General features: G+C 62.2%; 24 protein-coding genes and 1 tRNA gene. 11 read left to right on the top strand and 14 right to left on the bottom strand.

The window, feature by feature from the left end; genetic code table 11:
* Window positions 1-86: 86 nt before the first annotated feature.
* The gene (locus QM609_RS06830) at window positions 87-563 is read right to left on the bottom strand and encodes a GatB/YqeY domain-containing protein (RefSeq protein WP_003943491.1); all 477 of its coding nucleotides are present in this window, start codon (window positions 561-563) and stop codon (window positions 87-89) included.
* Between the two features lie 132 nt (window positions 564-695).
* Between QM609_RS06830 and QM609_RS06825 the strand changes: the two genes are divergently transcribed.
* From QM609_RS06825 to QM609_RS06810, 4 genes are all read left to right on the top strand, one after another.
* On the top strand, window positions 696-1,664 hold the full coding sequence (locus QM609_RS06825; RefSeq protein WP_003943461.1) for a metallophosphoesterase: 969 nt from the start codon (window positions 696-698) through the stop codon (window positions 1,662-1,664).
* A 54-nt stretch (window positions 1,665-1,718) separates the two neighbouring features.
* Window positions 1,719-1,792: transfer RNA gene (locus tag QM609_RS06820), tRNA-Pro, on the top strand.
* Between the two features lie 74 nt (window positions 1,793-1,866).
* On the top strand, window positions 1,867-2,190 hold the full coding sequence (locus QM609_RS06815; RefSeq protein WP_003943496.1) for a hypothetical protein: 324 nt from the start codon (window positions 1,867-1,869) through the stop codon (window positions 2,188-2,190).
* Window positions 2,191-2,266: 76 nt separating this feature from the next.
* A complete protein-coding gene (locus QM609_RS06810) occupies window positions 2,267-2,620 on the top strand; it encodes a VOC family protein (RefSeq protein ID WP_042446659.1) in 354 nt (117 codons plus the stop codon).
* A gap of 1 nt (window position 2,621) precedes the next feature.
* Here the strand turns inward: QM609_RS06810 and QM609_RS06805 are convergent, their stop codons facing one another.
* Complete coding sequence (locus tag QM609_RS06805; RefSeq protein ID WP_050656938.1) at window positions 2,622-4,178, bottom strand: acyl-CoA synthetase; 1,557 nt, start codon at window positions 4,176-4,178, stop codon at window positions 2,622-2,624.
* 189 nt (window positions 4,179-4,367) lie between these two features.
* On the opposite strand from QM609_RS06805, the gene QM609_RS06800 reads away from it, so the two are divergent.
* Window positions 4,368-5,399 (top strand): ABC transporter substrate-binding protein, encoded by a 1,032-nt coding sequence (locus QM609_RS06800; protein ID WP_076948726.1) that lies wholly within the window; start codon window positions 4,368-4,370, stop codon window positions 5,397-5,399.
* 57 nt (window positions 5,400-5,456) lie between these two features.
* Here the strand turns inward: QM609_RS06800 and QM609_RS06795 are convergent, their stop codons facing one another.
* Entirely contained in the window at window positions 5,457-5,933 is a 477-nt protein-coding gene (locus QM609_RS06795) for a MarR family winged helix-turn-helix transcriptional regulator (RefSeq protein WP_003943458.1), read from the bottom strand.
* Between the two features lie 120 nt (window positions 5,934-6,053).
* Here QM609_RS06795 and QM609_RS06790 point away from each other — a divergent pair, with 120 nt between their 5' ends.
* Window positions 6,054-7,670 (top strand): DHA2 family efflux MFS transporter permease subunit, encoded by a 1,617-nt coding sequence (locus tag QM609_RS06790; RefSeq protein ID WP_283337177.1) that lies wholly within the window; start codon window positions 6,054-6,056, stop codon window positions 7,668-7,670.
* 119 nt (window positions 7,671-7,789) lie between these two features.
* Window positions 7,790-8,458 carry a DUF6891 domain-containing protein gene (locus QM609_RS06785; protein WP_283337175.1) on the top strand — a complete coding sequence of 223 codons (669 nt, stop codon included), beginning with the start codon at window positions 7,790-7,792 and terminating at the stop codon, window positions 8,456-8,458.
* Between the two features lie 5 nt (window positions 8,459-8,463).
* Here QM609_RS06785 and QM609_RS06780 read toward each other — a convergent pair whose 3' ends face one another.
* From QM609_RS06780 to QM609_RS06770, 3 genes are all read right to left on the bottom strand, one after another.
* Window positions 8,464-10,209 carry a cholesterol oxidase substrate-binding domain-containing protein gene (locus QM609_RS06780; protein ID WP_050656945.1) on the bottom strand — a complete coding sequence of 582 codons (1,746 nt, stop codon included), beginning with the start codon at window positions 10,207-10,209 and terminating at the stop codon, window positions 8,464-8,466.
* Window positions 10,210-10,327: 118 nt separating this feature from the next.
* Window positions 10,328-11,131, bottom strand: coding sequence for a metal-dependent hydrolase (locus tag QM609_RS06775; protein ID WP_007732353.1), 804 nt, complete (start codon window positions 11,129-11,131; stop codon window positions 10,328-10,330).
* A gap of 220 nt (window positions 11,132-11,351) precedes the next feature.
* Complete coding sequence (locus QM609_RS06770; RefSeq protein WP_050656940.1) at window positions 11,352-11,816, bottom strand: hypothetical protein; 465 nt, start codon at window positions 11,814-11,816, stop codon at window positions 11,352-11,354.
* Window positions 11,817-11,983: 167 nt separating this feature from the next.
* Between QM609_RS06770 and QM609_RS06765 the strand changes: the two genes are divergently transcribed.
* Complete coding sequence (locus QM609_RS06765; RefSeq protein ID WP_042922831.1) at window positions 11,984-12,688, top strand: response regulator transcription factor; 705 nt, start codon at window positions 11,984-11,986, stop codon at window positions 12,686-12,688.
* On the top strand, window positions 12,685-14,064 hold the full coding sequence (locus QM609_RS06760; protein ID WP_042446646.1) for a sensor histidine kinase: 1,380 nt from the start codon (window positions 12,685-12,687) through the stop codon (window positions 14,062-14,064). Before QM609_RS06765 ends, QM609_RS06760 begins: the two co-directional genes overlap by 4 nt.
* Here the strand turns inward: QM609_RS06760 and QM609_RS06755 are convergent.
* The 8 genes from QM609_RS06755 to QM609_RS06720 all read right to left on the bottom strand — a co-directional run bounded on the left by QM609_RS06755 (window position 13,961) and on the right by QM609_RS06720 (window position 22,584).
* Entirely contained in the window at window positions 13,961-14,950 is a 990-nt protein-coding gene (locus tag QM609_RS06755) for an LLM class F420-dependent oxidoreductase (RefSeq protein WP_283337173.1), read from the bottom strand. The genes QM609_RS06760 and QM609_RS06755 overlap by 104 nt on opposite strands.
* 6 nt (window positions 14,951-14,956) lie before the next feature.
* The gene (locus tag QM609_RS06750) at window positions 14,957-15,643 is read right to left on the bottom strand and encodes an HAD family hydrolase (protein ID WP_003943463.1); all 687 of its coding nucleotides are present in this window, start codon (window positions 15,641-15,643) and stop codon (window positions 14,957-14,959) included.
* A gap of 269 nt (window positions 15,644-15,912) precedes the next feature.
* On the bottom strand, window positions 15,913-17,364 hold the full coding sequence (locus QM609_RS06745; protein WP_003943483.1) for a catalase: 1,452 nt from the start codon (window positions 17,362-17,364) through the stop codon (window positions 15,913-15,915).
* A gap of 31 nt (window positions 17,365-17,395) precedes the next feature.
* Window positions 17,396-17,950, bottom strand: a complete 555-nt coding sequence (locus QM609_RS06740; protein ID WP_003943517.1) for a Fur family transcriptional regulator — start codon at window positions 17,948-17,950, stop codon at window positions 17,396-17,398.
* A 285-nt stretch (window positions 17,951-18,235) separates the two neighbouring features.
* Window positions 18,236-18,883 carry an acetoacetate decarboxylase family protein gene (locus QM609_RS06735; protein WP_076948725.1) on the bottom strand — a complete coding sequence of 216 codons (648 nt, stop codon included), beginning with the start codon at window positions 18,881-18,883 and terminating at the stop codon, window positions 18,236-18,238.
* A complete protein-coding gene (locus QM609_RS06730) occupies window positions 18,867-20,582 on the bottom strand; it encodes a GMC oxidoreductase (protein ID WP_007732329.1) in 1,716 nt (571 codons plus the stop codon). Before QM609_RS06730 ends, QM609_RS06735 begins: the two co-directional genes overlap by 17 nt.
* On the bottom strand, window positions 20,579-22,063 hold the full coding sequence (locus tag QM609_RS06725) for a flavin-containing monooxygenase (RefSeq protein WP_050656943.1): 1,485 nt from the start codon (window positions 22,061-22,063) through the stop codon (window positions 20,579-20,581). Before QM609_RS06725 ends, QM609_RS06730 begins: the two co-directional genes overlap by 4 nt.
* Entirely contained in the window at window positions 22,060-22,584 is a 525-nt protein-coding gene (locus QM609_RS06720; protein ID WP_228232611.1) for a TetR/AcrR family transcriptional regulator, read from the bottom strand. Before QM609_RS06720 ends, QM609_RS06725 begins: the two co-directional genes overlap by 4 nt.
* 183 nt (window positions 22,585-22,767) lie before the next feature.
* On the opposite strand from QM609_RS06720, the gene QM609_RS06715 reads away from it, so the two are divergent.
* Together QM609_RS06715 and QM609_RS06710 are read left to right on the top strand one after the other, a co-directional pair.
* Window positions 22,768-23,478, top strand: coding sequence for a response regulator transcription factor (locus QM609_RS06715; RefSeq protein WP_050656944.1), 711 nt, complete (start codon window positions 22,768-22,770; stop codon window positions 23,476-23,478).
* A gap of 143 nt (window positions 23,479-23,621) precedes the next feature.
* A complete protein-coding gene (locus QM609_RS06710) occupies window positions 23,622-23,888 on the top strand; it encodes a response regulator transcription factor (RefSeq protein ID WP_370333094.1) in 267 nt (88 codons plus the stop codon).
* The last annotated feature ends 85 nt before the right edge of the window (window positions 23,889-23,973 follow it).

Here is a 23,973-nt window from a genome sequence, read left to right as displayed (position 1 = left end):
AAACTGACGGCCCTGAAAACAAGAACGGCCGCGATCTCCGAGTGACTCGGAGTTCGCGGCCGTTTTCGGTTTCCGGTGGCGCGCTTCTACAGGCGGGACTTCACTGCTGCAGAGATACGTGCGCCATCGGCCTTGCCCTTGGCCAGCGCGCTGGCGGCCTTGATGACCTGGCCCATCTGACGCATACCCGGACGCTCACCGAGCTCCTCGGACACCTGAGCGAGGGCGGTGTCGACGACGTCGACGAGTTCGGCGTCGGTCAACGGCGTCGGCAGGTACTCGTCGATGATCTGAGCTTCGGCGCGCTCTTTCGCGGCAAGTTCACCGCGGCCGTTCTCGGTGTAGATCTCGGCCGATTCGCCGCGCTTCTTCGATTCCTTTGCAAGGACTTTGATGATTTCTTCGTCGGTGAGGACCCGTGCTTCCTTACCGGCAACCTCTTCGGTCTGGATGGCTGCCATGAGCATCCGAAGGGTGGCTGTACGTAGCGGATCCTTCGCCTTCATGGATGCAACCATGTCGGTTCGGAGGGTGGCTTTGAGCGATGGTGTCGTGTCGGACATGGTGGAAACGCTACGCGCTCGGCGTTTCGAGCGTGCCGATAGTTACCTCCGCCCGGACACAATTCTCTGTGGAATAGCTGTAAAAGGCGGCGAGAGCGACGCAGAAGAACGCCACACCCGTATCCTTGAGAGGTGTCTTCCCAGTTCCGCACCAATCTGACCCGCACCGCACTTGGTGCCGCGGGCGCCGCTGCACTAGGGATCGGGTACGCATCCGGCATCGAACGCAATGCATTTGCACTGCGTGAGGTGACGATGCCAGTCCTGGCGCCCGGTTCGTCGTCGCTGCGGGTCCTCCATCTCAGCGACCTGCACATGATGCCGAACCAACGGTTGAAACAGAATTGGTTGCGTGAGCTCGAAGGCCTCGACCCCGACCTCGTGGTCAACACCGGAGACAACTTGTCGCATCAGCGCAGCGTCCCGGCAGTGGTCCAGGCGCTCGGCGATCTGTTGGCTCGGCCGGGTCTGTTCGTCTTCGGCAGCAACGACTACTTCGCTCCGAAACCGAAGAATCCACTGAGCTACATCTTCAACAAGGACAAGCGCATCACCGGCGATCCCCTCCCCTGGGGCGATCTGCGGGCCGCGTTCACCGAACGTGGATGGCTGGACATGACCCACGTGCGCCGCGAACTCGAAGTGGCCGGTATTCGCATTGCTGCCGCCGGCGTCGATGATCCGCACCTGAAGCGCGATCGCTACGACACCGTCGCCGGAACACCCAATCCCGTCGCCCAGCTCAAGCTCGGCCTGACGCACTCACCCGAACCTCGAGTTCTCGACCGGTTCGCCGACGACGGCTACGACCTGGTGCTCGCCGGCCACACGCACGGTGGTCAGCTGTGCCTTCCGTTCTACGGCGCGCTGGTCACCAACTGCCAGATCGACCGATCCCGGGTCAAGGGACCATCGAAGTGGGGCGCGCACACCCAGCTGCACGTCTCAGCGGGCATCGGCACTTCGCCGTGGGCTCCCGCACGCTTCTGCTGCCGCCCCGAGGCAACTCTGCTGACTTTGGTTCCGGCGACCAGGCGCGAACCGGAGCATGTCTCCGCACACAGTTCCGCAGAGTCTCCAGCGTCGGTTCTACGCAACTGACCTGCGGATTTAATGTCAGTCGACTCGGTAATGTAAGCTAACCGAGGTTCGACACGGGGTGTGGCGCAGCTTGGTAGCGCGCTTCGTTCGGGACGAAGAGGTCGTGGGTTCAAATCCCGCCACCCCGACAGTGAAGAACAGAAATCGAGGCCCTTCCGCTTACGCGGGAGGGCCTCGATTTCGTTGACGATAAGGTGAAGCCGTGGCATCCGAACCAGACTTCGCGCACAACGACATGGCGAGCCGTAGCCGACGTGAGAAAGCTGTCGGTCTTGCCAAGTTCGCCTGGGATCGCGATATCAGTAGTGCAGAGTTGCTCGACATGCCCGACGATCGGCTGCGCAAGCTTGCGCGGGCGGCGGGCGCCAATCCGCCGAGCACGCGGGAGACCTGGACGATCGCGGCCGGACTGCTCGACGAGAAAGCCGTGTGGGCAGCAGCCAACCCAGACCGTCCCGAAGCTCGGCGTGAGCATCCGGACGAGAAGATCATGTGGGTGAAGAAGCCGATCGAGCCCTGGCTGTGACAGCCGAATTCAGCGCAGGTGTGACAGCCGAATTGAGTGCAGCTGTGACAGCCGAATTCAGCGGAGCTGTGAAGCGGTGATCGGGCAGGTCGATGAAGTAGTTGTGGATTGCTCCGCACCAGCCCAGTTGGCGACCTTCTGGGCCGGAATCCTCGGTGGGCAGCCGGTGGAGCGGAGCGCGGAGTGGGCGTTTGTCGACCCTCCAGGATGGACTCGCCTCGCCTTCCAACGTGTACCGGAATCCAAGCTGACGAAGAATCGTCTACACATCGACGTCAGTGTGGATGACGTCGTCGCTGCGACCGAAGCTGCCGAGCGCCTCGGCGCAACTCGGGTCGGTACTGTCCAGCAGGACCCGGCCGGCACCTTTCAGGTGCTGCTGGATCCCGAGGGAAACGAGTGGTGCGTCGTCCGAAGTGCCGGGAGGTGATTTACGCTCCCGCTACGGTTTCGCGAGCCCAACGGTAGTCGGCCTTACCGCTGGGCGAGCGGAGGATGGTTGGTACGAGCACGATCGAGCGGGGGATCTTGTACCCGGCGACGTGGGTGCGGCAATGCTCCGACAATGATTCCGTCGCAAAATCTTCGAATCCCGGTCGAACCTGCACCACCGCGGCGACCTTCTCGCCGAATCGTGCGTCGGGCGCGCCCGCTACCAAGGCGTCGAAAACTGCCGGGTGAGTTTTGAGTGCCTGCTCCACTTCTTCGGGGTAGACCTTCTCGCCGCCGGAGTTGATGCACATCGAACCGCGCCCGAGCAGCACGATGGTTCCGTCGGCTTCCATCGTGCCCATGTCCCCGAGTACCGCCAGACGAACCCCGTCGACGACGGGAAAAGTTGCAGCAGTCTTGGCCGGGTCGCCGAAGTAGGCAACAGGAACATGGCCGGCCCGGGCGATGAAACCGACTGTGTCCGAGCCTGGTTCGATGCGACGGAATTCGTCGTCGACAAGAATCATGTTGGGGTTGGATCGAATTCGCTTGGAACCGTCCTCACCGAATTCGACGACGCCGTCGTTGCCGGATTCCGAAGCACCGAATGCATCCTTGATCACCAACCCCGGTAGTCGGGTTGTCAGTTCTGCCTTCAGGTTCGGGGAGAACAACGCGCCACCCGACCCGATCAGTTGGAGAGTCGAAAGGTCGTAGCGCCCTTCGCTTGCGGTGATGGCGTCGGCGATCGGCCGAGCAATTGCGTCGCCGACGACGGTGATTCCGGTGATCTTCTCGGCCTCGACCAGTCGCAACACTTCCATCGGATCGAAGCTGCGGGTCAGCACTCGGGGCGCTCCCATGAGGAATGCCGTGAGCAGTGAATAGATTGCGGCTCCATGCATGAGCGGCGGGATGAGTAGCAGCACAGTTGGATTGGTGTTCGCTACAGCTGCATCCACAACCTCTTCGAGGCTACGACGCGGCGGCCCGCTGAGGTTCGCTCCGGACAGGGCGGCAAAGAAGAAGTCCTCGTGCCGCCACACCACACCCTTGGGCATTCCGGTTGTGCCGCCGGTGTAGATGATGAAATGGTCGTCGTTGCTGCGAGGGCCGAAGTCGCGGGTATCAGTCTGCGCGGCAAGGGCGTTCTCGTAGTCTTCGCCGACGATCAGCACGTGGGTGATCTCCGGACACTGCGGAACCACGGCCAATGCCGTCGGCGCGAATTCCTCTTCGACCAGCAGTGCCACCATTTGAGAGTTGGTGTAGATGTACAGGAGTTCTGCATCGGTATAGCGGAAGTTGACGTTGATCGGTACCGCTCTGATCTTCAAGCAAGCCAGGAGCGCTTCGACGTACTCGACGCAGTTACGCATGTGAATACCGACGTGCTGCCCAGGCTCGACGCCCACCGACTGCAGGTGATGAGCGAGTCGGTTCGATCGCAGTTCGAGTTCGGCGTAGCTCAATCGCACGTCTTCCAGAATCAAGGGAACTCGATCGGGGATCGCATCGGCAACGGCCTCGAACAGATCGGCAATGTTCAGGGTCATCGAAATCCTCACTACACGCGTCTTCGCTTACCAGTACAGGTCTTTCGCGAAGCTAACACGTTGGTCGCACCCTGTAGTCCGAATTGCGTAGCGGTCCCGCTGAGCGAGACCTGACGCGCCGCTCACCTGGCATCAACGGTGCGGATACCTCCCTGACCAAGCCCGATAGCCGAAAGGTAGGGTAGCCTAATGCACTCACGCACCACTCTCCGGAGCCGCACGTCGGTCCGGGTCGCCATGGTTGCCCTGGCGACTGTTTTTGCCGCTACGGCCTGCGGCTCTTCCGACGCCGGCGGCAACGCAAACGGCAACACCGATGTCGCGACCGGCGGCAAGCTGTTCAGCACCGCCGACACGGAAACCGCGAAGCTCGGCAGCGATGCCGCGCCAGGCGAGTTCCCTCGCACCATCACCCATGCCCTGGGCGAGACCACCCTCGGGGCCAAGCCGACCCGCGTCGTCGTCCTCGACAGCGGTGAACTCGACGAGGTTCTCTCGCTCGGGATCACCCCGGTCGGCATCGCCAGCCCGGAAAGCGCCGCCGGTCAGCCGTCGTACCTGGCGGACAAGTTGGTCGGTGTCCCCGACGTCGGCACGACCAACAACCTCAACCTCGAGGCGATCACCGCACTGCAGCCCGATCTGATCCTCGGCAGCAAGCTGCGCCAGGACAAGCTTTACCCGCAACTCGCGGCAATCGCTCCGACGGTCTTCAGCATCCGCCCCGGCTTTCCGTGGAAGGAGAACTTCCTCCTTGCCGGTGACGCACTCGGCGAGGAGACCAAGGCTGAGCAGGTTCTCAACGACTACCAAGAGCACGCCGACAAGGTACGTGAGTCGATCGACGGCTCCCCGACCGTTTCACTGGTTCGTTTCATGTCCGGGAAGCTGCGCCTGTACGGCAATCTGTCGTTCATCGGCGTCATCTTGAAGGACGTCGGCCTGCCCCGCCCGGCGATCCAGGACATCGACGAACTGGCCGTCGAGGTCAGCCCCGAAACGATCACCGAGGCGGAGGGTGACCGAATCTTCTACTCCAGCTACGGAAATCCCGCCGACACGGGCCAGACCACGGTTGTTGCCGGACCGCTGTGGGCCAGCATGGACGCAGTCAAGGAAGGACGCGCCACCGAGGTGAGCGACGAGACCTGGTTCCTGGGCCTCGGCCCGACAGGTGCCGGCCTGGTTCTCGACGACCTGCAGGCCAAGCTCGGCAAGTAGCCGTCACCGGCACAAAGAACGCCGCCCGACTCTCCGGAGTCGAGCGGCGTTCTTTGTTCAGCGGTTGTCCTGCTCGAGGTGTTCGTTCATCGTCGAGTGAAGGTCGACGAGAAATTCCTCGAATCGACTGAGCAGTTCGGGCGGGTACTTCGCCATCATGGCGTCGAGTCGCACGGCAAGGGGCCCGAAGAACTCGTCCGCCAGGTCCTGCACATGCGCACTGCTGTGCAGCGTGACCACTCGCCGGTCGGCATTCTCTCGGGTCCGGACGATATGTCCCGCCTTCTCCAGGCGGTTGAGCAACGCGGTGGTTGCACCCGACGTCAGCGAGATCCGCTCTCCGAGTCGGGCGGGTGAGAGCGGCGTCCCCTTCTCCTCGGCAGCGGTGATTTCCATCAAGGCAGTCGCGTCGGTGGAATGCAGGCCGAGCCACGACGCGAATCGATGGCTGAATTCGGTGAACGTGCCACCGTACGCGCGGAATTCGTCCATCAGCCGCTCCCGCTCCACGGAGATGTCGCGCGGTGCCTCCACCTCGGTGATCCCACCTTTCCTGTGCCAGACGGCGGCCGGTCGAACCCAGCGCGCACGTTGACAACTTACCGCCTCAAATATACCTTCATAATAAAGTTACTTCACAATGGAGGTTTATTCGTGAACATCTCACCCACCACCCGCAAGTGGTTGGGCCTGATCGCCATTGCACTCGGCGTGGCACTGATCGTCGTCGACACCACGATCGTCAACGTCATAGTTCCCTCGATCATCGAAGATCTCGGGATCAATTCCGTTCAGGCTCAATGGATCCAAGAGTCCTACGCAATCGTGTTCGCGGCACTCCTGCTTCTGGTCGGCAGAGTTGCCGACCTGGTCGGCGCCCGTCGTATCTTCATCGCCGGTGTCGTCGTGTTCGGCGCAACGAGCCTGCTGGCCGGACTGGCGCCGAACGGCGGTCTGCTCATCCTGGCGCGCTTCCTGCAGGGCGCCTGCGCGGCCATGATCCTGCCCACGTCACTGTCGCTTCTGAACGCGATGTTCACCGGAAAGGCGCGCGGCCAGGCCTTCGCGGTCTGGGGCTCCACCATCGGCGCTGCATCCGCCCTCGGCCCATTGCTCGGCGGCTGGCTTGCCGAACATGCCTCATGGCGTTGGGCATTCGGGATCAACATTCCGCTTGCTGCGCTCATTCTGATCGGCGCAGTGCTGTTCATCGCGCCCTCACCCCGCACCGCTGGGCGCATCGACGCCACCGGAGCAGCACTGTCCATCGCCGGGCTCGGCCTGCTGGCCTTCGGCCTCGTCGAGGGACGAACGTACGGGTGGCTGACCACGAAGGAACCCTTCGATCTGTTCGGTCTTTCATGGTCCAGCGGACCGTCGCCGGTTCTGGTGGCGCTGGTTCTCGCCGTTCTGTCGCTCGGTGCGTTCGCCTACCGTCAAACCATGCTCACCCGCAGCGCCGATCCGTCGCGGGCACTGATGGACGTACGGTTGTTCTCCATCTCGTCGTTCCGCAACGGCAACATCGCGACGCTGATCATCGGGCTCGGCGAGTTCGGAATCGTTGCGGTGCTTCCTCTCTGGCTCCAGTTCACGCTCGGATACAGCGCACTCCAGGCAGGGCTCGCACTGGTTCCCATTGCCATCGGCAGCTTTGTCGCCAGTGGTGCGAGCTTCGGGCTGGCATCGAAGGTCTCGCCGTTGGGCTTGGTCCGTATCGGTTTGGCTCTCGAGGCGCTCGGTCTCGCCGGTCTCGGATTCATCGCTGCGACAGACAGCCCCTGGTGGACTATCGCCGCAGTGCTGTTCTTCTACGGAATCGGCGTCGGTTTTGCGACTGCGCAGGTGACCAACGTCGTGCTCGAGGAGATTCCCGAGCAGAGCGCCGGTCAAGGCTCCGGCATTCAGAGCGCGTTCCGCCAACTCGGGTCCGCACTGGGCATCGCTGTCCTCACCACGGTCTTCTTCAGCACTCTCAATTCGACGCTGAACAACGACCTCACCGGATCCGGTGTCGACCAAGCTCAGGCTGATCAGTTGACGCGGGCAGTCACCGACAGCGCAGGCGCCGCCATCGACTCGCTGGCCGGTTCACCGAACACTGCCTTCGTCGCCGACGCTGCCCAATCTGCGATGACTCACGGCATCACACTCGGCGGATACCTTGCGGCCGGATTTGTCGTGGTGGGCCTGATCGCCACGGCGCTCATCCCGAACAAGCCGGCCCCGTCAAACGAGGAGGAAACGAAAGCAGCAGCCGACGTCGCCTGACGGTCGGATCGGTGCAGTACGGTGCCGGTATGCGATTGCCCTGGTCACGGTCATCACAGTCACGGTCATCACAGTCACGGGCAGCACAGTCACGGTCAGCACAGTCACGGTCAGCACCGGTGCTCAGTGAGGCCGACATCGTCGCCGTAGGTGAGCAAGCACGCGAACTGGTACTCCCAGGTTTCGCGACGTTCGACGAAATCTGCGAAGCCGCCCGAGACTGTGTCGAGGGCGGCTTCGAGAACGACGAACTCGGCAGACAGATCGACGCAGTAGTGCGTGAGGTCTGGGACCGAAGAGTCGAGGAGCAGACCCAGTGGACGGCTCCCGGAGACTTCGAGCGCCTCTCCGCAGCCTTCGCCGAACTCGAACGCAACGGCATCGTGGCCCGGATGAACTTCACCTGCTGCATGCAGTGCGGCACTACCGAAATCGACGACGAACGCACGCCGTCCGAACCCGACGAGAACGGGTATCCCTTTGCTCAGTGGGCGTACACGTTCTTCCACATGCAAGATGCGGAGCGTCTCGGCGACGAGCCGTCCGATCTCTACTTGTCCTACAGTGCGTTTCGTCCGGCCCACGATCTCGATCCCGCACTGGTCGCCGCTGCCTTCGGCGGCGACGAAACCGCCAAGGCACACATGATCGCGCACACCGATCAGACCGTCGGGCGCCAGGTAGCCGACGCACTCCGAACTCAGGGGCTGAGCGTCGATTGGAGCGGTGACAACAATCAGCGTATCCGTGTCACCGACGTATGTTGGCGCAAACCGCTTCCGCAGTAGGAGATTCAGCTGGGTGGCAATACGCGGTCGAGGAACGTATTGCTGAAGACGCGGTGTGGGTCGTGTTCGTCGAGAGTGGCGAGAGCGAAGTCCCAATTCCCGTCGCCACCGGCACGGAAGGTGGCAGGCACTGTGCTGGTGAGGAATTCGTCGTCCTGGTACGCCGCCTGATCGGTGAATGCCCACCCCTTGGACCACTCTGGACGGAAGGTCGCGTAATCGCCGGAGTAGTTCGCGACCATCCACCGTTCCATTTCGCGAAGGAAGGCAGGCAATCCCGCGGTGCCGGGAATCGAGACCACGTTCATCCAGATCGCTGTGTCCCAGTCCTGACGATCCGCCCGCGGCCGCACCGCTGACAGGTCCGGCACTCCGGCGCTGTCGACCAACACCTCGCCGTCATCGTCGACACCGCAGAGACGCACTTCGAACGGCATGTTGACGGGATACTGCCCCAGCGACGCGTAGTGCGTCATTCGTTCGTTCAGCCAACTCGTCATCTCGTGGACGACTCGGCCGATGTTGGACCGCTTGGTGATCACGGCTCCGCCCCCGGCTACGACGCGCAAGGTCGTGTGCCGGAGGTAGAACAGAACGTCTTTCGACCAGCCCCAGAGATCGTCGGTGTCGGTCAGCACCAATCCTGCTGCTACAGCGCCGAACTGAGAGGCGCCGAACAGCGGTGTCGCAGCTTGGAGACCCTGTGCCACCATCCCCAACGGGGTGGTGACTTCTTCGGGAATCGCGTCGGAGAAGAAGTAGTTGTACGGCCCGCTCACCTCTCGGGACTCCGGCGGTTTGACCGGGGTCGGTGTCCAGACCTTGAGCCACGGTGTTTGCGTGAACGGGAACCAGATTGCTTCCACCCGTCCGGATTTCTCGACGAAACTCTCGTAGGTACGCCCTGGCGACCCGGGAGCAGCAAAGAGTTCTTGCCACGGAATGTCGGTGAAACTCTGGCACCGCAGCCGATAATTCTCCCCGGCTTGCAGCGTCACGGAGGTGACGAAGGTTCGACCCAGATGGGCCAGGAAGGCGGTGCTCTCGACGTCCGATCGGTGAAATGTCTTCAGTGCGTACCGATTGATGCCTTCGTCCCACGCCACCACCGTGATCTCGGTGATCAGGTTGCTCAGCGAACCATACGATTGACCAGGGGTGATCGTCTCCCCCACAGCCGGATAGGTTGCCCCGTGAGCACCGATCGCCAGCGCGCCGGCGATGGACAGCTCACCGATCGCCGGAGAGTTGGCCCAGCCGAGCCCTTCTCGCTCGAGCGCTGTCAGAATCGCTTCGATACTGGCGCCGGCGCCCGCCGTGACCGTTGCGGGCGTGCCGTGCTGCACCACAACCGAATTCAGTTTGGCCATCGTATCGACCAGCAGAACTCGATCCGAAGGTGCGCCGGGCACCACCGTCAACGGACTCCACCCGTGCATCGTTCCCTTCGCACGCACTGTGTACCCGTTGTCGAACGCCCAGTTGGCGAGGGTGACGACGTCATCGCTGTGACGTGCCGTGGCCGTCCACACGCTGTCGAGCATGATTTCTCGCGACCAGTTCGCGTACGCCTGCTGTGACAACGGAATGTCCGACGGAAATCCGGGCGGTGGCGCGATGGTCGATGCCGAGCCCCAGGGAACTGCTCCAGCCGGCGCCCAGGAAATGCCCGCGAGAGCAGCTGCGCCGGCACTCGCTGCGAGAAATCCGCGCCGGCTCACACCGTCTTCGCTCGAGCTGTGCTCTGCCATGCGCTCTGCTTGATGCACCACTGCTCACTCCGTCAGCCGACTCGGTTCATGTCAGGGACGAACGTAGAACAAATATGATTACGATGCCAGTGGTTCCGTAATAAAAGTTTTCCGAAGCTCACTGCACCATCGGAGCGAAGACCGCGTAGATCGCTTCCGGGGCACCGTCGAACGCACTGATGATCAACCAGGCAGTCAGAACCGTCAACGCCGGCCCGATCAGGATCTTCTCGAGGTTCCCACCTGCACGGATGGACAGGAATGACGGCAGCCGTTGTTCCCACCATCGTTTGCCGCCGAGCGGAATCAGGGGCGCGAGAAACGGCACTCCCTCCTTGGTGATCGCATCGCCGAGACAGTGCGTGGCGCAGCCCAAGGCCACCGCAACACCTAGCCCCGTGGATCCAGCCTCACTCGGATACCACTGCCAGGTGAGGGCAGAGAGCACCAACGCAACGGCGGAGACCGCGAGCCAACCCTTCTCCTTGGCCAATTCACCCGCCAATCCACGGATGGCCAACCCGAGGCAGAAGAACAGGGTGATGATGATGGCTGGCTTCCCGAACTGAACAACCAGCGCCGAGACCCCGGCACCCAACCCGGCGGCGAACAGCGCGGTGTGCGTGAGCGTCCGATGCCCACCACGACGCTTGCCGTCCTTCTTGCCTTTGGTGATGCGGTAGAAGGTCACCGAAATTGCGTCGATGCCTTTGGCCAGAGCCTTGCTGAGCGGACCGAATGATCGCGAAACCGTCGACTGACCGGTATCGAGGTCGGGAAGCAAGGCGGCCCCGGCACACACTCCGGCAAAGGTCAAAGTTTCCGCAGTGGATGTGGGCCCTCCCCAGTCGAGAGGCAACAACTCCGCAACCACCAACCCCACAGCAGCACCGGACATCGCGTGGGTGGGGCCCATGACCATGAAACACAACACCTTTCGAAACGCGCCCCGCATCAGGCCGTACCGCACCCTCTGCAAGACACCACACACATGACGCCGTCGGCGACGGCCCCGGCATGCTCGCCGAGACCGCCCCGAACGTAGCAAGTGCTACCGACAGGCTTGACCAACCTCCAGACCCAGTTGAGTACGGCCGTACCGTTCCAGGTCAAAGCGGTTCATGCGGAGCTTTTTTCGCTCGTCAGCCCGCGGCAACCGTGCATGACAGGGCAACGCCCTCCTCCAGCGGAGCGACGCCTGCCATGTCGAGCACCTCTGCCGGAACACCTTCGGTCGTCGGAGCCCACTCGACGGTCGGCAACGCCGGCACCCCTTCACGCGCAACGAATGTCGCAGCTTCGCTCGGCACTTCGATAGTGACTGCGGCCGTACCGGCCTCCTCCGCGCGCACGACCTTCCCCTCGTCGATGAGCTTCTGCAGCTCCTCGTCGGAAATCGGCGCCGCGACACCACACGCTACTTCGGGAGCCACACCCAACTCGGACGGAGCGGTCGCGATCGACCGCACCGCCACCGGCGACCCGTCGGAAATCGGATTGGAAGCCCAGGCGATTCCCGGCGCCACTGCCATACCGAGGACCGCCACGGACGCCACCACCACACCGGTCCGGCGGGCCCGCTTGCCGTTCACTTTCAATCGCGTCATCGTAGTTCTCCTTGATCGAACGTTCTCGAGTTCTCGGCGCGGTCGCATCCGAGAAACCCGAGGTTATGAAGCCAACACTGCAGATCTGTTGTCGGTTTCTTAGGAGTTGATGAGAATGCGACGGCCCTCGCTCCGAGCGAGGCCCCAGGCCTTGATCCGATGGCACCATGGCTGGGGTGAGTACACGCGAGCGCATCCTGATCGTTGACGACGACGCGAAGGTTCTGAATTCGCTCGAACGTGGACTCCGATTGTCGGGCTTCGACACGGCAACTGCCGTCGACGGACGATCGGCCTTGTCATCGGTGAACAAGCAATGCCCGGCCGCGCTCGTTCTCGACGTCAACATGCCCGGCCTCGACGGCGTCGGGGTGGTGACCGCCCTGCGCGCGATCGGCAACGAGGTTCCGATCTGCGTACTCAGCGCCCGAAGTTCCGTGGGTGATCGCATCGCGGGGCTGGAGGCGGGCGCCGACGACTACCTCACCAAGCCCTTCGAGTTGGCCGAGCTCGTCGCCAGACTCCGCGCATTACTTCGACGCACGACGCGAGCCACCCCGTCGGTCGACCATCCGATCACGGTGGGACCGCTGACGGTCGATCTCCGTGGCCATCGAGCGCACATCGACGGTAGACGAATCGAACTCACCAAAAGAGAATTCGACCTGTTGTCGGTACTCGCCGAGCACGCCGGTGTCGTACTCAGTCGCGCACAACTCCTGCGACTCGTCTGGGGTTACGACTTCGCTGCCGACACCAATGTCGTCGACGTCTTTGTCACCTATCTACGCAAGAAACTCGAAGTCGACGGGACTCCCCGCGTGATCCACACAGTGCGTGGGGTGGGCTTCGTCCTGAGGGCCGAACGATGAAGCGGCCGCTGTCACTTCAGACTCGCGTAGCCATCGCCTCGGGCCTGGCCGCCGGAATCGTGATTGCCGCGATCGGAATTGCGTTCGCGGTCTTTCTGCGTGTCAACGGATCCGAACAACTCGAACGCACTCTCGATTCCGTCACCCTGGGCGTCGCGGCGAGTGCGCCGAGCCCGCTATTCATCGAAACACCAACTGCAACAACAGAACCATCCGTGGTCAGCCCCGGATTCAACGCCGCGACCGTCAGCGCCTTGGCTACCACCGATGTTCGCAGTCGTGATGTTCTGGTGCCCGGCGACAGCGGCGCCGCACTGGCCGTCAGCATCCCCGAAGACCCACTGACCCAGGCAATCCGTGAGCAGCAGTTCCAAGTGGCCGCTGCAGCAGTGGTCGCCATCCTTGCCGCGGCCGGGCTCGGTTGGTTCCTCACCGGCCGAGCCGTCCGGCCACTACAGCAATTGACCGAGACCACCAGTTCGATCGGCAACAACCTCGACGTCGACGGACTCTCGCGCCGGGCACCGTCGGTACGTGGAACGCGAGAAGCCGAAGAACTGTCGGAGGCAATCCACAGCATGCTCAGTCGCATCGAAAGCGATCGAAGCCGCACCGAGGAGGCGTTGGAGTCGGCACGCGATTTCGCTCGCGTCTCCGCCCACGAACTGCGCACACCTCTCACGTCGATGCGTACCGATCTCGAAGTTCTCGCAACACTCGATCTCACGGAAAGCCAACGGCGCGAACTGTCCGGCGAATTGTTGGAAGCGCAGCGCCAGATCGAGCGCACCCTGACCGACCTCGAGACTCTAGCCCTGGGTGACGTGGCCGATCCCGAGGATTGTGCCGACGTCGATCTCGTGGAGGTTGCCGATCGCGCCGTTGCTGACGCAGGCCGTCTGCACCCGCAGGTCGACGTTCGTTTGAAAGCACCGGAAGAACTTTCGGTTCAGGCCTTTCCCGCGGGTATCCGTCTGGTGCTGACCAACGCCGTCACCAATTCCGTTCGGCACGGCAATGCCGACGAAGTCGAGATCACCGTCCGATCAGGGGCTGCGACGGGTTCGGCGACGGTATTCGTCGACGACAACGGCACCGTGATCGCGCCTTCGGAACGCGAAGCGATGTTCGAGAGATTCGTTCGTGGTACCGGTGCGGGCGACGCCGGAAGCGGTTTGGGACTGGCCCTCGTCGCGCAGCAGGCGAGGCTGCACGGCGGTAGCGCGCGACTCGACAAGAGCCCACTCGGCGGAACTCGATTGATCTTCTCGATCAACCCAATTCGACGTGCAGAGCCTCGAGCAGCGGCTTGGCCGCCTCGTCGAAGAATCGGTCTTGGGTATCTCCACCGATCTGTACCAGTGCCACATCGGTGAATCCGGCGTCCGTGTATGCCTTGACCGCTTCGACGATCACATCGAGATCGGGACCACACGGAATGCTTTCAGCTACATCCTCTTTGCGCACGAACTGAGTCGCACCCGAGAAGCTCGCCGGCGTCGGCAGTTCGGAGTTCACGGACCACCCTCCGCCGAACCACCGGAACTGCTGATGAGCTCGTGCAATTGCCGTGTCGCGATCAGGGTCCCACGAGATCGGAATCTGACCGATGGTCCGGCCTGCGGGAGCCAATCCGTATGCTCGGCCGTGCACGTGCTTCCACAAGTGCACTAGCTCCGAATCCGGTTGCACGGCAATCAGATCGTCGGCCATCGGACCGAAACGCTCGACGGACTTGTCTCCGGACATGGCCAGCGCCAGCGGAACCGGGTTCTCGGGGAGATCCCAGATCCTGGCGGACTGGACGTCGAAGTACTCCCCCTTCCAGCTCACCAGATCTCCGGCGAGCAGTGCGCGAATGATGCTCACCGCCTCCTGCAGCATGTCCTGGCGGGTGTCGATGGACGGCCAACCCTCGCCGACCACATGCTCGTTCAGGCTCTCGCCACTTCCCAATCCCAGGGTGAAGCGTCCGTCCGCGAGGATCTGGATCGTCGCAGCTTTCTGAGCGACGACGGCGGGGTGGTACCTCACGGTCGGACAAGTCACGTTCGTCATCAAACCGACTCGCTCGGTGGCGTGGGCGACTGCCCCCAGCACCGACCAGGCGTAGGGCGCATGCCCCTGCTCGGTCAGCCACGGCGAGTAGTGATCACTCATCACTTCGAAGTCGAAGCCGACTTCTTCGGCCCGAACTGCATGGCGAACCAGTTCTTTCGGACCTGCCTGCTCCGTCATCAAGGTGTAGCCGAATCGTGCCATCACTGATCAACTCCCGGTATCTAGGCCTGAAACGAGTTCGGAAATCACACTGCCGTCGAGGTGGTCGAGAAGGTCGCGGGCGTCGTCGTACACGGCAGCCGCACCGGCACCTTCGAGTTCGTCGGTCGACATGCCGCCGCTGCGCACTCCCACAGCCACAACGCCCGCCCATGTCGCCGCCTTCATGTCCCAGACGGCATCCCCGACCATGACCGCATTGCCCGCGTCGACACCTGCCTTCGCGAGCGCGACCTCGATCAGGTCCGGATCAGGTTTGGCCTCGTCGACGGATTCCGAAGAGGTGGCGGCGTAGATCATTTCGTCGATGTCGAGCGTCCGGCGTAGCAATTTCAGTTCGTCGTCCGGCGCCGAGGTAGCGAGCACCACGTGCAGTCCGAGCGAGTGAACTCGGCGGATCAACTCGCGCGCTCCCGGCAGTACTCGGAGACGGTCGGCCGACTGCCGGTAGTACGTGGTGTGAAGTTCTTTGGCTCGCGGTCCGCACCCGTCGATGTCTTCGCCGAGCAAGGACTCCAGTAGTTGGTCTCCGTCCATGCCGATGCTGCGGTGTACCCGCCACGCGTCGACCGGGCGACCTACCTCGAAGAAAGCTCGCGACCACGCTTCTACGTGCAGATAGTTGGAATCGACGAGCGTTCCGTCGATGTCGAAGAGAACCGCACCTATTGCCATGGGAATTGACTGCCCAACACCTCGGTTCGCGAAACTTGTGCCCCGAGCATTCTCAGCTCGAGAAGCGGATCATGGAGAGTGCGAACAGCAGAAGTGCACGTCGAACAGGGGTGTCGTCATGGAGTCAGTCGTTGTATTCCTTCTCGCATGCTTCGTCTATTGGTTTGCGCTTCTGTAGTTGGGTAGACGGAAACGGACCGCTGCCGGGAAGTGATTTCCCTTGCAGCGGTCCGCATTCGGTAGACCTAGGCGATGCTCATGTCAGCGGGTCACTGACCTGCGCGTACACCTTCTTCGACGCGCTTGCCCAAATCTGCGTCGACGTTCTTCCAGTACTCGAAGACACGCAACAGAACTTCCTCACTGACGCCGGCAAGGGCGTGGCCGACGATGTTGCTCACCAGGCGCTCACGAGCTGCGTCGTCGAGAACTTCACGGACCAGCGTTCCGGCCTGCGTGAAGTCGCCGTCCTCGGCGTGCTCGATGTATCCGGCGCGCACTGCCTTGCCGTCGAACGCCCACAGTCCTTCGTCACCGGCAACCGACGGATCGGCATGCGGTCCGCCGTACGAGTTCGGTGCGTACACCGGCGTCGACGGGGAATTGAAGCTGTAACGCATGGCGCCCTCCTTGGAGTAGGAGTTCACCTCGTTCTTCGGGGCATTGACCGGCAGGTCGGCGTAGTTGGTGCCGATGCGGTAACGATGTGCGTCGGCGTAGGAGAAGACGCGGCCGAGAAGCATCTTGTCCGGGCTGAATCCGATGCCGGGCACCACGTTCGACGGCTCGAACGAAGCCTGCTCGATCTGCGCGAAGAAGTTCTCCGGATTGCGGTTCAGCGTCCACTTGCCGACCTCGATCAGTGGGTAGTCCTTCTGGGACCAGACCTTGGTGAGGTCGAACGGGTTGAAGCGGTAGCCTTCGGCCTCGTCGACCGGCATGATCTGAACCTTGAGTGTCCAGCTCGGGAAATTACCGGCCTCGATGGCGTTGTACAGATCCGCGCGGTGGTAGTCGGGATCGCTACCGGCGAGGCTGTCTGCTTCGGCCTGCGTCAGGAACTCGATGCCCTGATCGGTCTTGAAGTGGTACTTCACCCAGAAGCGTTCACCCGCAGCGTTGACCCACTGGTAGGTGTGCGATCCGAAGCCGTCCATGTTGCGCCAGGTCTTCGGGATACCGCGGTCACCCATCAGCCAGGTCACCTGGTGAGCGGTCTCGGGACGCAGAGTCCAGAAGTCCCACTGCATGTCGTGGTCACGAAGACCGGAGCCGGGCAGTCGCTTCTGCGAACGAATGAAGTCGGGGAACTTGATGGCGTCCTTGATGAAGAACACCGGGGTGTTGTTGCCGACGAGGTCGTAGTTTCCCTCTTCGGTGTAGAACTTCATCGCGAAACCGCGCGGATCGCGCCAGGTGTCCGGGCTGCCCTGCTCACCGGCGACGGTGGAGAAGCGGACGAGGGACTCGGTCTTCTTACCCGGCTGCAGGAACGCGGCCTTGGTGTACTTGCTGACGTCGTGTGTGATGACGAGTTCACCGAAAGCGCCGCCGCCCTTGGCGTGGACGATGCGCTCCGGGACACGCTCGCGGTTGAACTGCGCGAGCTTCTCGATCAGGTAGTGGTCGTGAAGGAGCACCGGCCCCTGAATACCCGCGGTCAGCGATTCGTCATCACTTGCGACCGCGATACCGAAATTGTTGGTGGTGGGCTTGGTCATGGCGAAGCCTCCTAGCGTTGTGGGCTGGGCGTCAGAGGAGCGGGGCTGCATCCGAGTCGAACGCATGGGCTGCATGCGAGGTGGCTGACTCGGAGGTTCTGGACGCATCAATTCGATTCTGCGAGACCGCGTCCGACTCGGTGTCGGATTCGGCAGAATTCTTCAGGCAATCTTCGCAACGGCCCCAGAACACGACCTCGGCTTCGTCGATTTCGAAGCCGTGATTATCGGAAGGTTCGAGGCAGGGAGCTTGGCCGACAACACAATCGACGTCGACGACCTTGCCGCAGCCGCGACAGACGAGGTGATGGTGGTTGTCACCAGTCCTCGTCTCGAACCGTGCGGGCGAACCCGCCGGCTCGATGCGTCGCAGCAATCCTGCGTTCACGCATGCCTTCAGCACGTCGTAAACGGCCTGTGTGGATACCGATCCGAGCTGCTGCCGCACGAGTGCTGCAACAGAATCGGCGTCTGAATGCGGTTGGGCTGTAACCGCATCCAGCACGGCGAGGCGCGGAGCAGTGACCCTCAACCCGACGGCGCGCAATTGCGCTCGGGGGTCGAAGTCATGCTCTCCGTCTCGCATGTTTCCCAGTATGCCGCTTTTCTGGAATTAGTCAAGAAAAGGATTGCCTAAGTTGAATCGAGACCGGTGTCACATATCAAGGACGGGAACAAATCCGGGGAGACCGCCGTTGAACACCCTGTCGGCGTCCGAACAAGCCCCGGGCCCCACCCCTTTTGTCGCTGCGAGCGACCACCCGCCGAGAGGCGCCTGTGGGACGTCGACACCTGACTTTCACACCACACGACCAAGGCCGCCCGGTCACTGACGGGCGGCCTTGGTCGCTTTTCGCAGGTCAAACCCCCGTTACCGACGCCTGGCCGCTCCCGTAGTCATTTTTCCGCCCAGAATCACGACGCCGTGATGGGCGCCCGCAGCCAACCAGTCCGGCAGGGTCTGCCCCTCTGCCTCGACGCTCACGCGCGCGTATCGGAACGATCCCGTCAGCCTTGCCGACGCGATCGCCAGACCTCCACCGGACTCCGGCTGCGCAAATCCCAACGCCCCGGCAATCGGCAGACGCGGCCCGAGCATCCGCGTATCCGAACGCACCCGCCATCCGTCGCCGGTTGCAGTGAATTTCTGCTGCACGTCTCCGTCGAACTCGGCCAGAACCTTGGGTAGTTGCCAGTGGACTCGCCCACCGTGCACCGACGGTTCCGAATCCACCGCGATGAAAGGGACCGCCATCCGCGGCATAGGCCCGATCCGTTTCCCTGGCGCATGCAAGACCGGACTGGCGAGGATCTCGCGATACGGGCCGACCGGCGAATCGAGGTAGTCCACCATCATGGCCACCGTCATCGGAATCGTTCGACCATCCGGGCCGAGCTCCCGCGCCGCCGACGTACTGCGGTGCCACCACAGTGTCGCGCGAACGCGAGCCGGCCACGGCGGCGGATCACTCACCGGCCAGTCGACGCGGTCACTTGTCGATTCAGGCACGCTCCACATCGGACACCTTCTCAGCTCGAATGGTCAGGGGAAGCCGCAAAGCGCCTGGTGCATGCGTCGGCACCACCGGATCGGACGGCAAAGTCGGATCGATACGTACGTATGGCTCGCCGGTCTTCGGGCGGGCGTCCGCGCCACCCTTGTTCGGCCACATCGCGCACGCTCGTTCCGCCTGCGCAGTGATGGTCAGGGAAGGATTCACTCCGAGATTTGCGCTCACCACCGAACCGTCCATGACGTGCAGTCCCTCGTGACCGTATGCACGCAGATACGGATCGACGACGCCACTCGACGCGCTGTCACCGATCGCGCAGCCACCCAGAAAGTGTGCCGTCATCGGGATGTTCACGATCTCGGCGATGGAACCACCCGGGTCGCCGTCGATCTTCTCGGCGACCTTGCGAATGGCTGTATGACCCTGCGGAATCCACTGAGGAGGTGGATCGCCCGGTCCCGGTCTACTGGTGAGGGAGCGCCCGAATCGTTTGGTGTTCTTGGAAAGTTCGAGGGAGTTGTCGTCGGTCTGCATCACCAGCGCGATGACGGTTCGCTCGGACCAGTTCCGTACCGACAACGACCGCAAGAACGCTCCTGGGTGTCGGGCCGCGACTGCCAGAGTCTTCAGCACCCGGGGAGTTCGCCCACCGCCGTCACTCAGGACGGTCTGCAGAAGTCCTATTGCATTGCTGCCCTTGCCGTATCGCACCGGCTCGATGTGCGTGTGATCATCCGGGTGAAAGGACGACGTGATGGCTACACCCTGCGTGAAGTTCCGTCGACGCGACTTCGACGTTGCGGCCAGTACGGCTTCGGAATTGGTACGTACGACGGTGCCGAGAGTATCCGACAGGCCCGGCAGGGCACCGGATTCCTTCATACCGAGCAGCAGTCTCGCCGTTCCGTACGTTCCGGCGGCAACCACCACCTGATCGGCGGTGAACCGAACTTCTCGCCGGCGGACGCCGTCCGTTCGCCTCGCGAGCAGGCGGTAACCACCGCTTGCCGCCGGCCGAAGGTCGGTGACGGTCGTGAGCGGATGAACCCTGGCGCCCGCTTGCTCGGCGAGATGGAGGTAGTTCTTGACCAGCGTGTTCTTCGCACCGACTCGGCAGCCGGTCATACATCCCCCGCATTCCGTGCAACCTGTGCGTTCGGGTCCTTTTCCGCCGAAGAACGGGTCCGGCACGGAAACTCCTGCCTCCCCGAAGAAAACACCGACGGGGGTGGACGTGAAGGTCTCCCCCACGCCCATCTCTTCGGCTACGTCCTTCATCACCGCATCGGCAGGAGTGAAGGACGGATTGGTGCGAACACCCAACATCCGTTTGGCCTGGTCGTAGTACGGCGCCAGTTCGTCGTGCCAGTCAGTGATGTGCGCCCACTGACGGTCTTCGAAGAACCGATTGGGTGGCTGATACAACGTGTTGGCGTAGTTCAACGACCCACCTCCGACGCCGGCCCCCGCCATCACGAGCACATCCGGAAGAAGATGGATGCGCTGAACCCCATAACATCCGATCCACGGCGCCCACAGGTACTTTCGAAGTCTCCAACTGGTTTCAGGCAACTCGTCGTCGGCAAACCGTCGACCGGCTTCGAGCACCCCGACACGGTAGCCCTTCTCCGTCAGGCGAAGAGCGGCGACACTGCCACCGAATCCCGAACCGATAACCACCACGTCGTAGTGCGTCGCGGTCATGCCTCGACGCTTTCGATCTTGCGAGCGGAGTAGTTCTCCCGATCGAAATGCTCCAGCAGCGAACGGAATTTGAAAGTGAACGTCGGCCACTGCACCGAGTTGCGCCCCTCCGGATCGATGTACCAACTCGAGCATCCGCCCTTGTTCCACACCGTGTGCTGCAACTCGTGCTGAATTCCCTTGTTGTAGTGCACCTGCACCGTCTCGTTCACGTCGAGGGCATCGATCCGCTCTCGCTTCATGGTGTTCAAGGCGTCGTTGACGTACTCGGCCTGGGACTCGAGCATGTACACGATCGAACTGTGTCCGAGGTTGGTGTTCGGACCGTACATGAGGAACAGATTCGGGAACCCGCTGACCGCAGTACCCTTGTACGCGTTGGGACTACCGTTCCAATGTGCGGCCAGCGTCTCGCCACGTTTTCCGGTGATCAGATGCGCAACAGGCGGTTCCGTCGGCGTGAACCCCGTGGCGAAGATGATGGTGTCGACCTTGTGCTCGACTCCGCGTCCGTCGACCACTCCGTTTTCGGTGACCGAGACGAGCCCACTGTCGACCAGACTCACGTCCGCGCGGTCAAGGGTGCGCAACCAGTCGTTGGACAGAAGCATGCGCTTGCAACCGATCGTGAAATCGGGAGTCAGTTTCCGGCGCAACTCCGGATCTTTCACCTGTCTGCGCAGATGAAGGCGCGCGGCCGCCTCGAAGGCAGGCAGCACCCACGTCGCGTGCGACATCGCGGCACCGAGTAGCTCGCGGAAGCCGTAAACCCACCCTCGAATCACCTTCTGTGTAACGGGAATCCGCGAGTACACGGCCTTCTGTGCAGCAGGCAGGGTGCGATCCATCCGCGGAATCACCCAGGCCGGAGTTCGCTGGAACACGGTGACATGGGCAGCAGGGTCGGCAATTTCGGGAACGAACTGAACCGCCGACGCTCCCGTTCCGATCACGGCTACGCGCTCACCACGCAGTTCATGTTCGTGGTTCCACGTCGCCGAATGGAAAGTGGTCCCCGAGAATTGGTCGAGGCCGGGGAAATCCGGGATCTTGGGCGTCGACAACGCTCCGGTCGCGGCGACCAGAGCTTTGGCCGTCAACGACCCTCGAGATGTCCGAATACGCCACAGCACCGCATCCTCGTCCCACACAGCAGCTTCGAGTTCGCAGTTCAGGACTACGCGTTCCACGATGCCGGTGTCTGCGGCCACCTTCTTCAGATAGTTGTAGATCTCGGGTTGACGAGCAAAGGTATGACTCCAATCGGCGCTCGGCGCAAAAGAATACGAGTACAACGCCGTCGGCACGTCACAGGCACAGCCTGGATAGGTGTTGTCGCGCCAAGTGCCGCCGATGTCAGCTCCACGCTCGATCAACACGACGTCTGCAGCGCGATTGTCGCGAAGCATTCTGGCGGCCAAGCCCATACCGGCAAATCCGGCACCGACGATCAGCGTTTCGACATGTTCGGGAAGCTTCACTTCTTCTCCACTCGGGATTGCCAGGCCGGCAACAGTCGCGCTCTGAGCGCGTCGTCGGCTTCGGATGTACGAAACAGGGCTGAGACGGCAAGCCCACGAACGAGTTCGATGGTGAGTTCGACCGACTCGGAGTCGAACCGATCACCGAACAACTCGGCGCTGCCGAACTCGAGCGCCTCACTCACCTTGCGTTCGAGGGGCACCGTCGCCGCATGCAGAACGGGATCGGTCCGCGCCGCGACCCACAATTCGAGGGCGGCATAGAACAGCGGCCCGGAGAACGCGTCCGACAGGACCTCGAGGCCTCGACCACAATCCACTTCAGCGGTGAGGATTTCTTCCAGCCGCTTGTCGACCAGATACTCGACGGCCGCGACGACCAGCGATTCCTTGGTCGGAAAATGATGCAGTTGCGTACCCCGCGAGACGCCTGCGCGGCGGGCGATCTCTTGCGTGCTGGTCCGTGCGTAGCCCAGCTCGACCAACGATTCGACGGCGGCGTCGAGGAGGCGCCCACGCATCGCCGCTGTACGTTCGGCCTGGGTACGGCTTACTTTCGCATCGGAAGTGGTCTCGGTCACAAGACAACTGTAGAGCCGAAACGTAAAACAGTCCAGGCTGACTTCAAATCTTGACACGTAACATACCGGTCAGTCAGCTCTGCCTGATAACGTCCTCGCATCGAGCGGAGGGAAACAATCGCTATGCCAGAGCAAACAGCATTTCCACACCGCCGTGTCGGGTTGGTGGAAGACCACGAGTCGGTAGCAATCGGCGTGTCCGTGATGCTCGAGGACGAGCCGGACCTCGAATTGGTGTGCATCGCGACCACTGTGTCCGAGATGCTCGCTCAGAACGTCGCCTTGGATCTGGCAATCCTCGACCTCCGACTGGCCGACGGGTCATCGCCCAAGAGCAATGTCGAGCAACTGCGGTCCGCCGGGCTCGAGACATTGATCTTCACCGGGGCGGAAAACCCGTACCTCGTTCGCTCGGCCGCCCGTGCCGGCGTACTGGGTGTTGTACGCAAGTCCGAACCGACTGCCGTCGTGGTTGATGCGATACGCGCCGCCGCGTCGGGAAGGCAGGTGGTGACGACAGAGTGGGCTGCCGCAATCGACGGGGATCCAGGTCTCGACGAAGTGGGTCTGAGCCCTCGACAACTCGAGGTCCTCGAACTTTACGCATCCGGAGAGAAGGCGGATCGAGTTGCGCGACTCACCGGTTTGGCGCCGCAGACGGTTAACGACTACCTCCAGCGCATCAGGCAGAAATATGCGGCTGTCGGACGACCCGCACCGACAAAAACGGATTTGTACAAACGCGCGGTCGAAGACGGGGTGTTACCAATTCCTGAACGGCCTACTTCCGGAAAAAAGCTGACTTTGACTAACAATGAGGTTCGGCAACAATAACTCTCACAGCGCTGCCCCTGAAAATATGGGCAGAGGAATTGATGTCTGGGAAAAATTTCCCTCTTCGAATTACATTCATCTGACAAGAAGACGGCACTGTCGGGGGTCTGTCATTCCGCTACAGAGAAGTAAGGACGAAACTCATGACAGTCACTGTGGAAAACTGCATGGCACAGGATCCCGTAGGACCGCACCTTTCGGAGCGCGAAATCGAGGTTCTCAGGGAATGGCTACTGAGTGATTCGAAGTCACGCGTCGCTCAAAACCTCTACATCAGCGTGGGAACGGTGGGGACCCACCTGTCGCGGATTCGCGAGAAGTATGCCGACGTTGGAAGGAACGCACCGACGAAATGCGAATTACTCGTGCGAGCGATACAAGATCAGATAGTGACGATCGACGAACTCTGATCGACAGAGTTGCTTTCGACAAAACAGCCAGTGCTTCTGACGAAATTCTGAGGCTCTTCGGCCGTTTCATCGGCGCCGGCTATGT

The sequence above is a fragment of the Rhodococcus sp. IEGM 1302 genome (assembly GCF_030056935.1).
Lineage (GTDB): Bacteria > Actinomycetota > Actinomycetes > Mycobacteriales > Mycobacteriaceae > Rhodococcus_F > Rhodococcus_F qingshengii.
The sequence above is the reverse complement of the archived record's forward strand: the minus strand, read 5'-3'. Positions and strand labels throughout refer to the sequence as shown.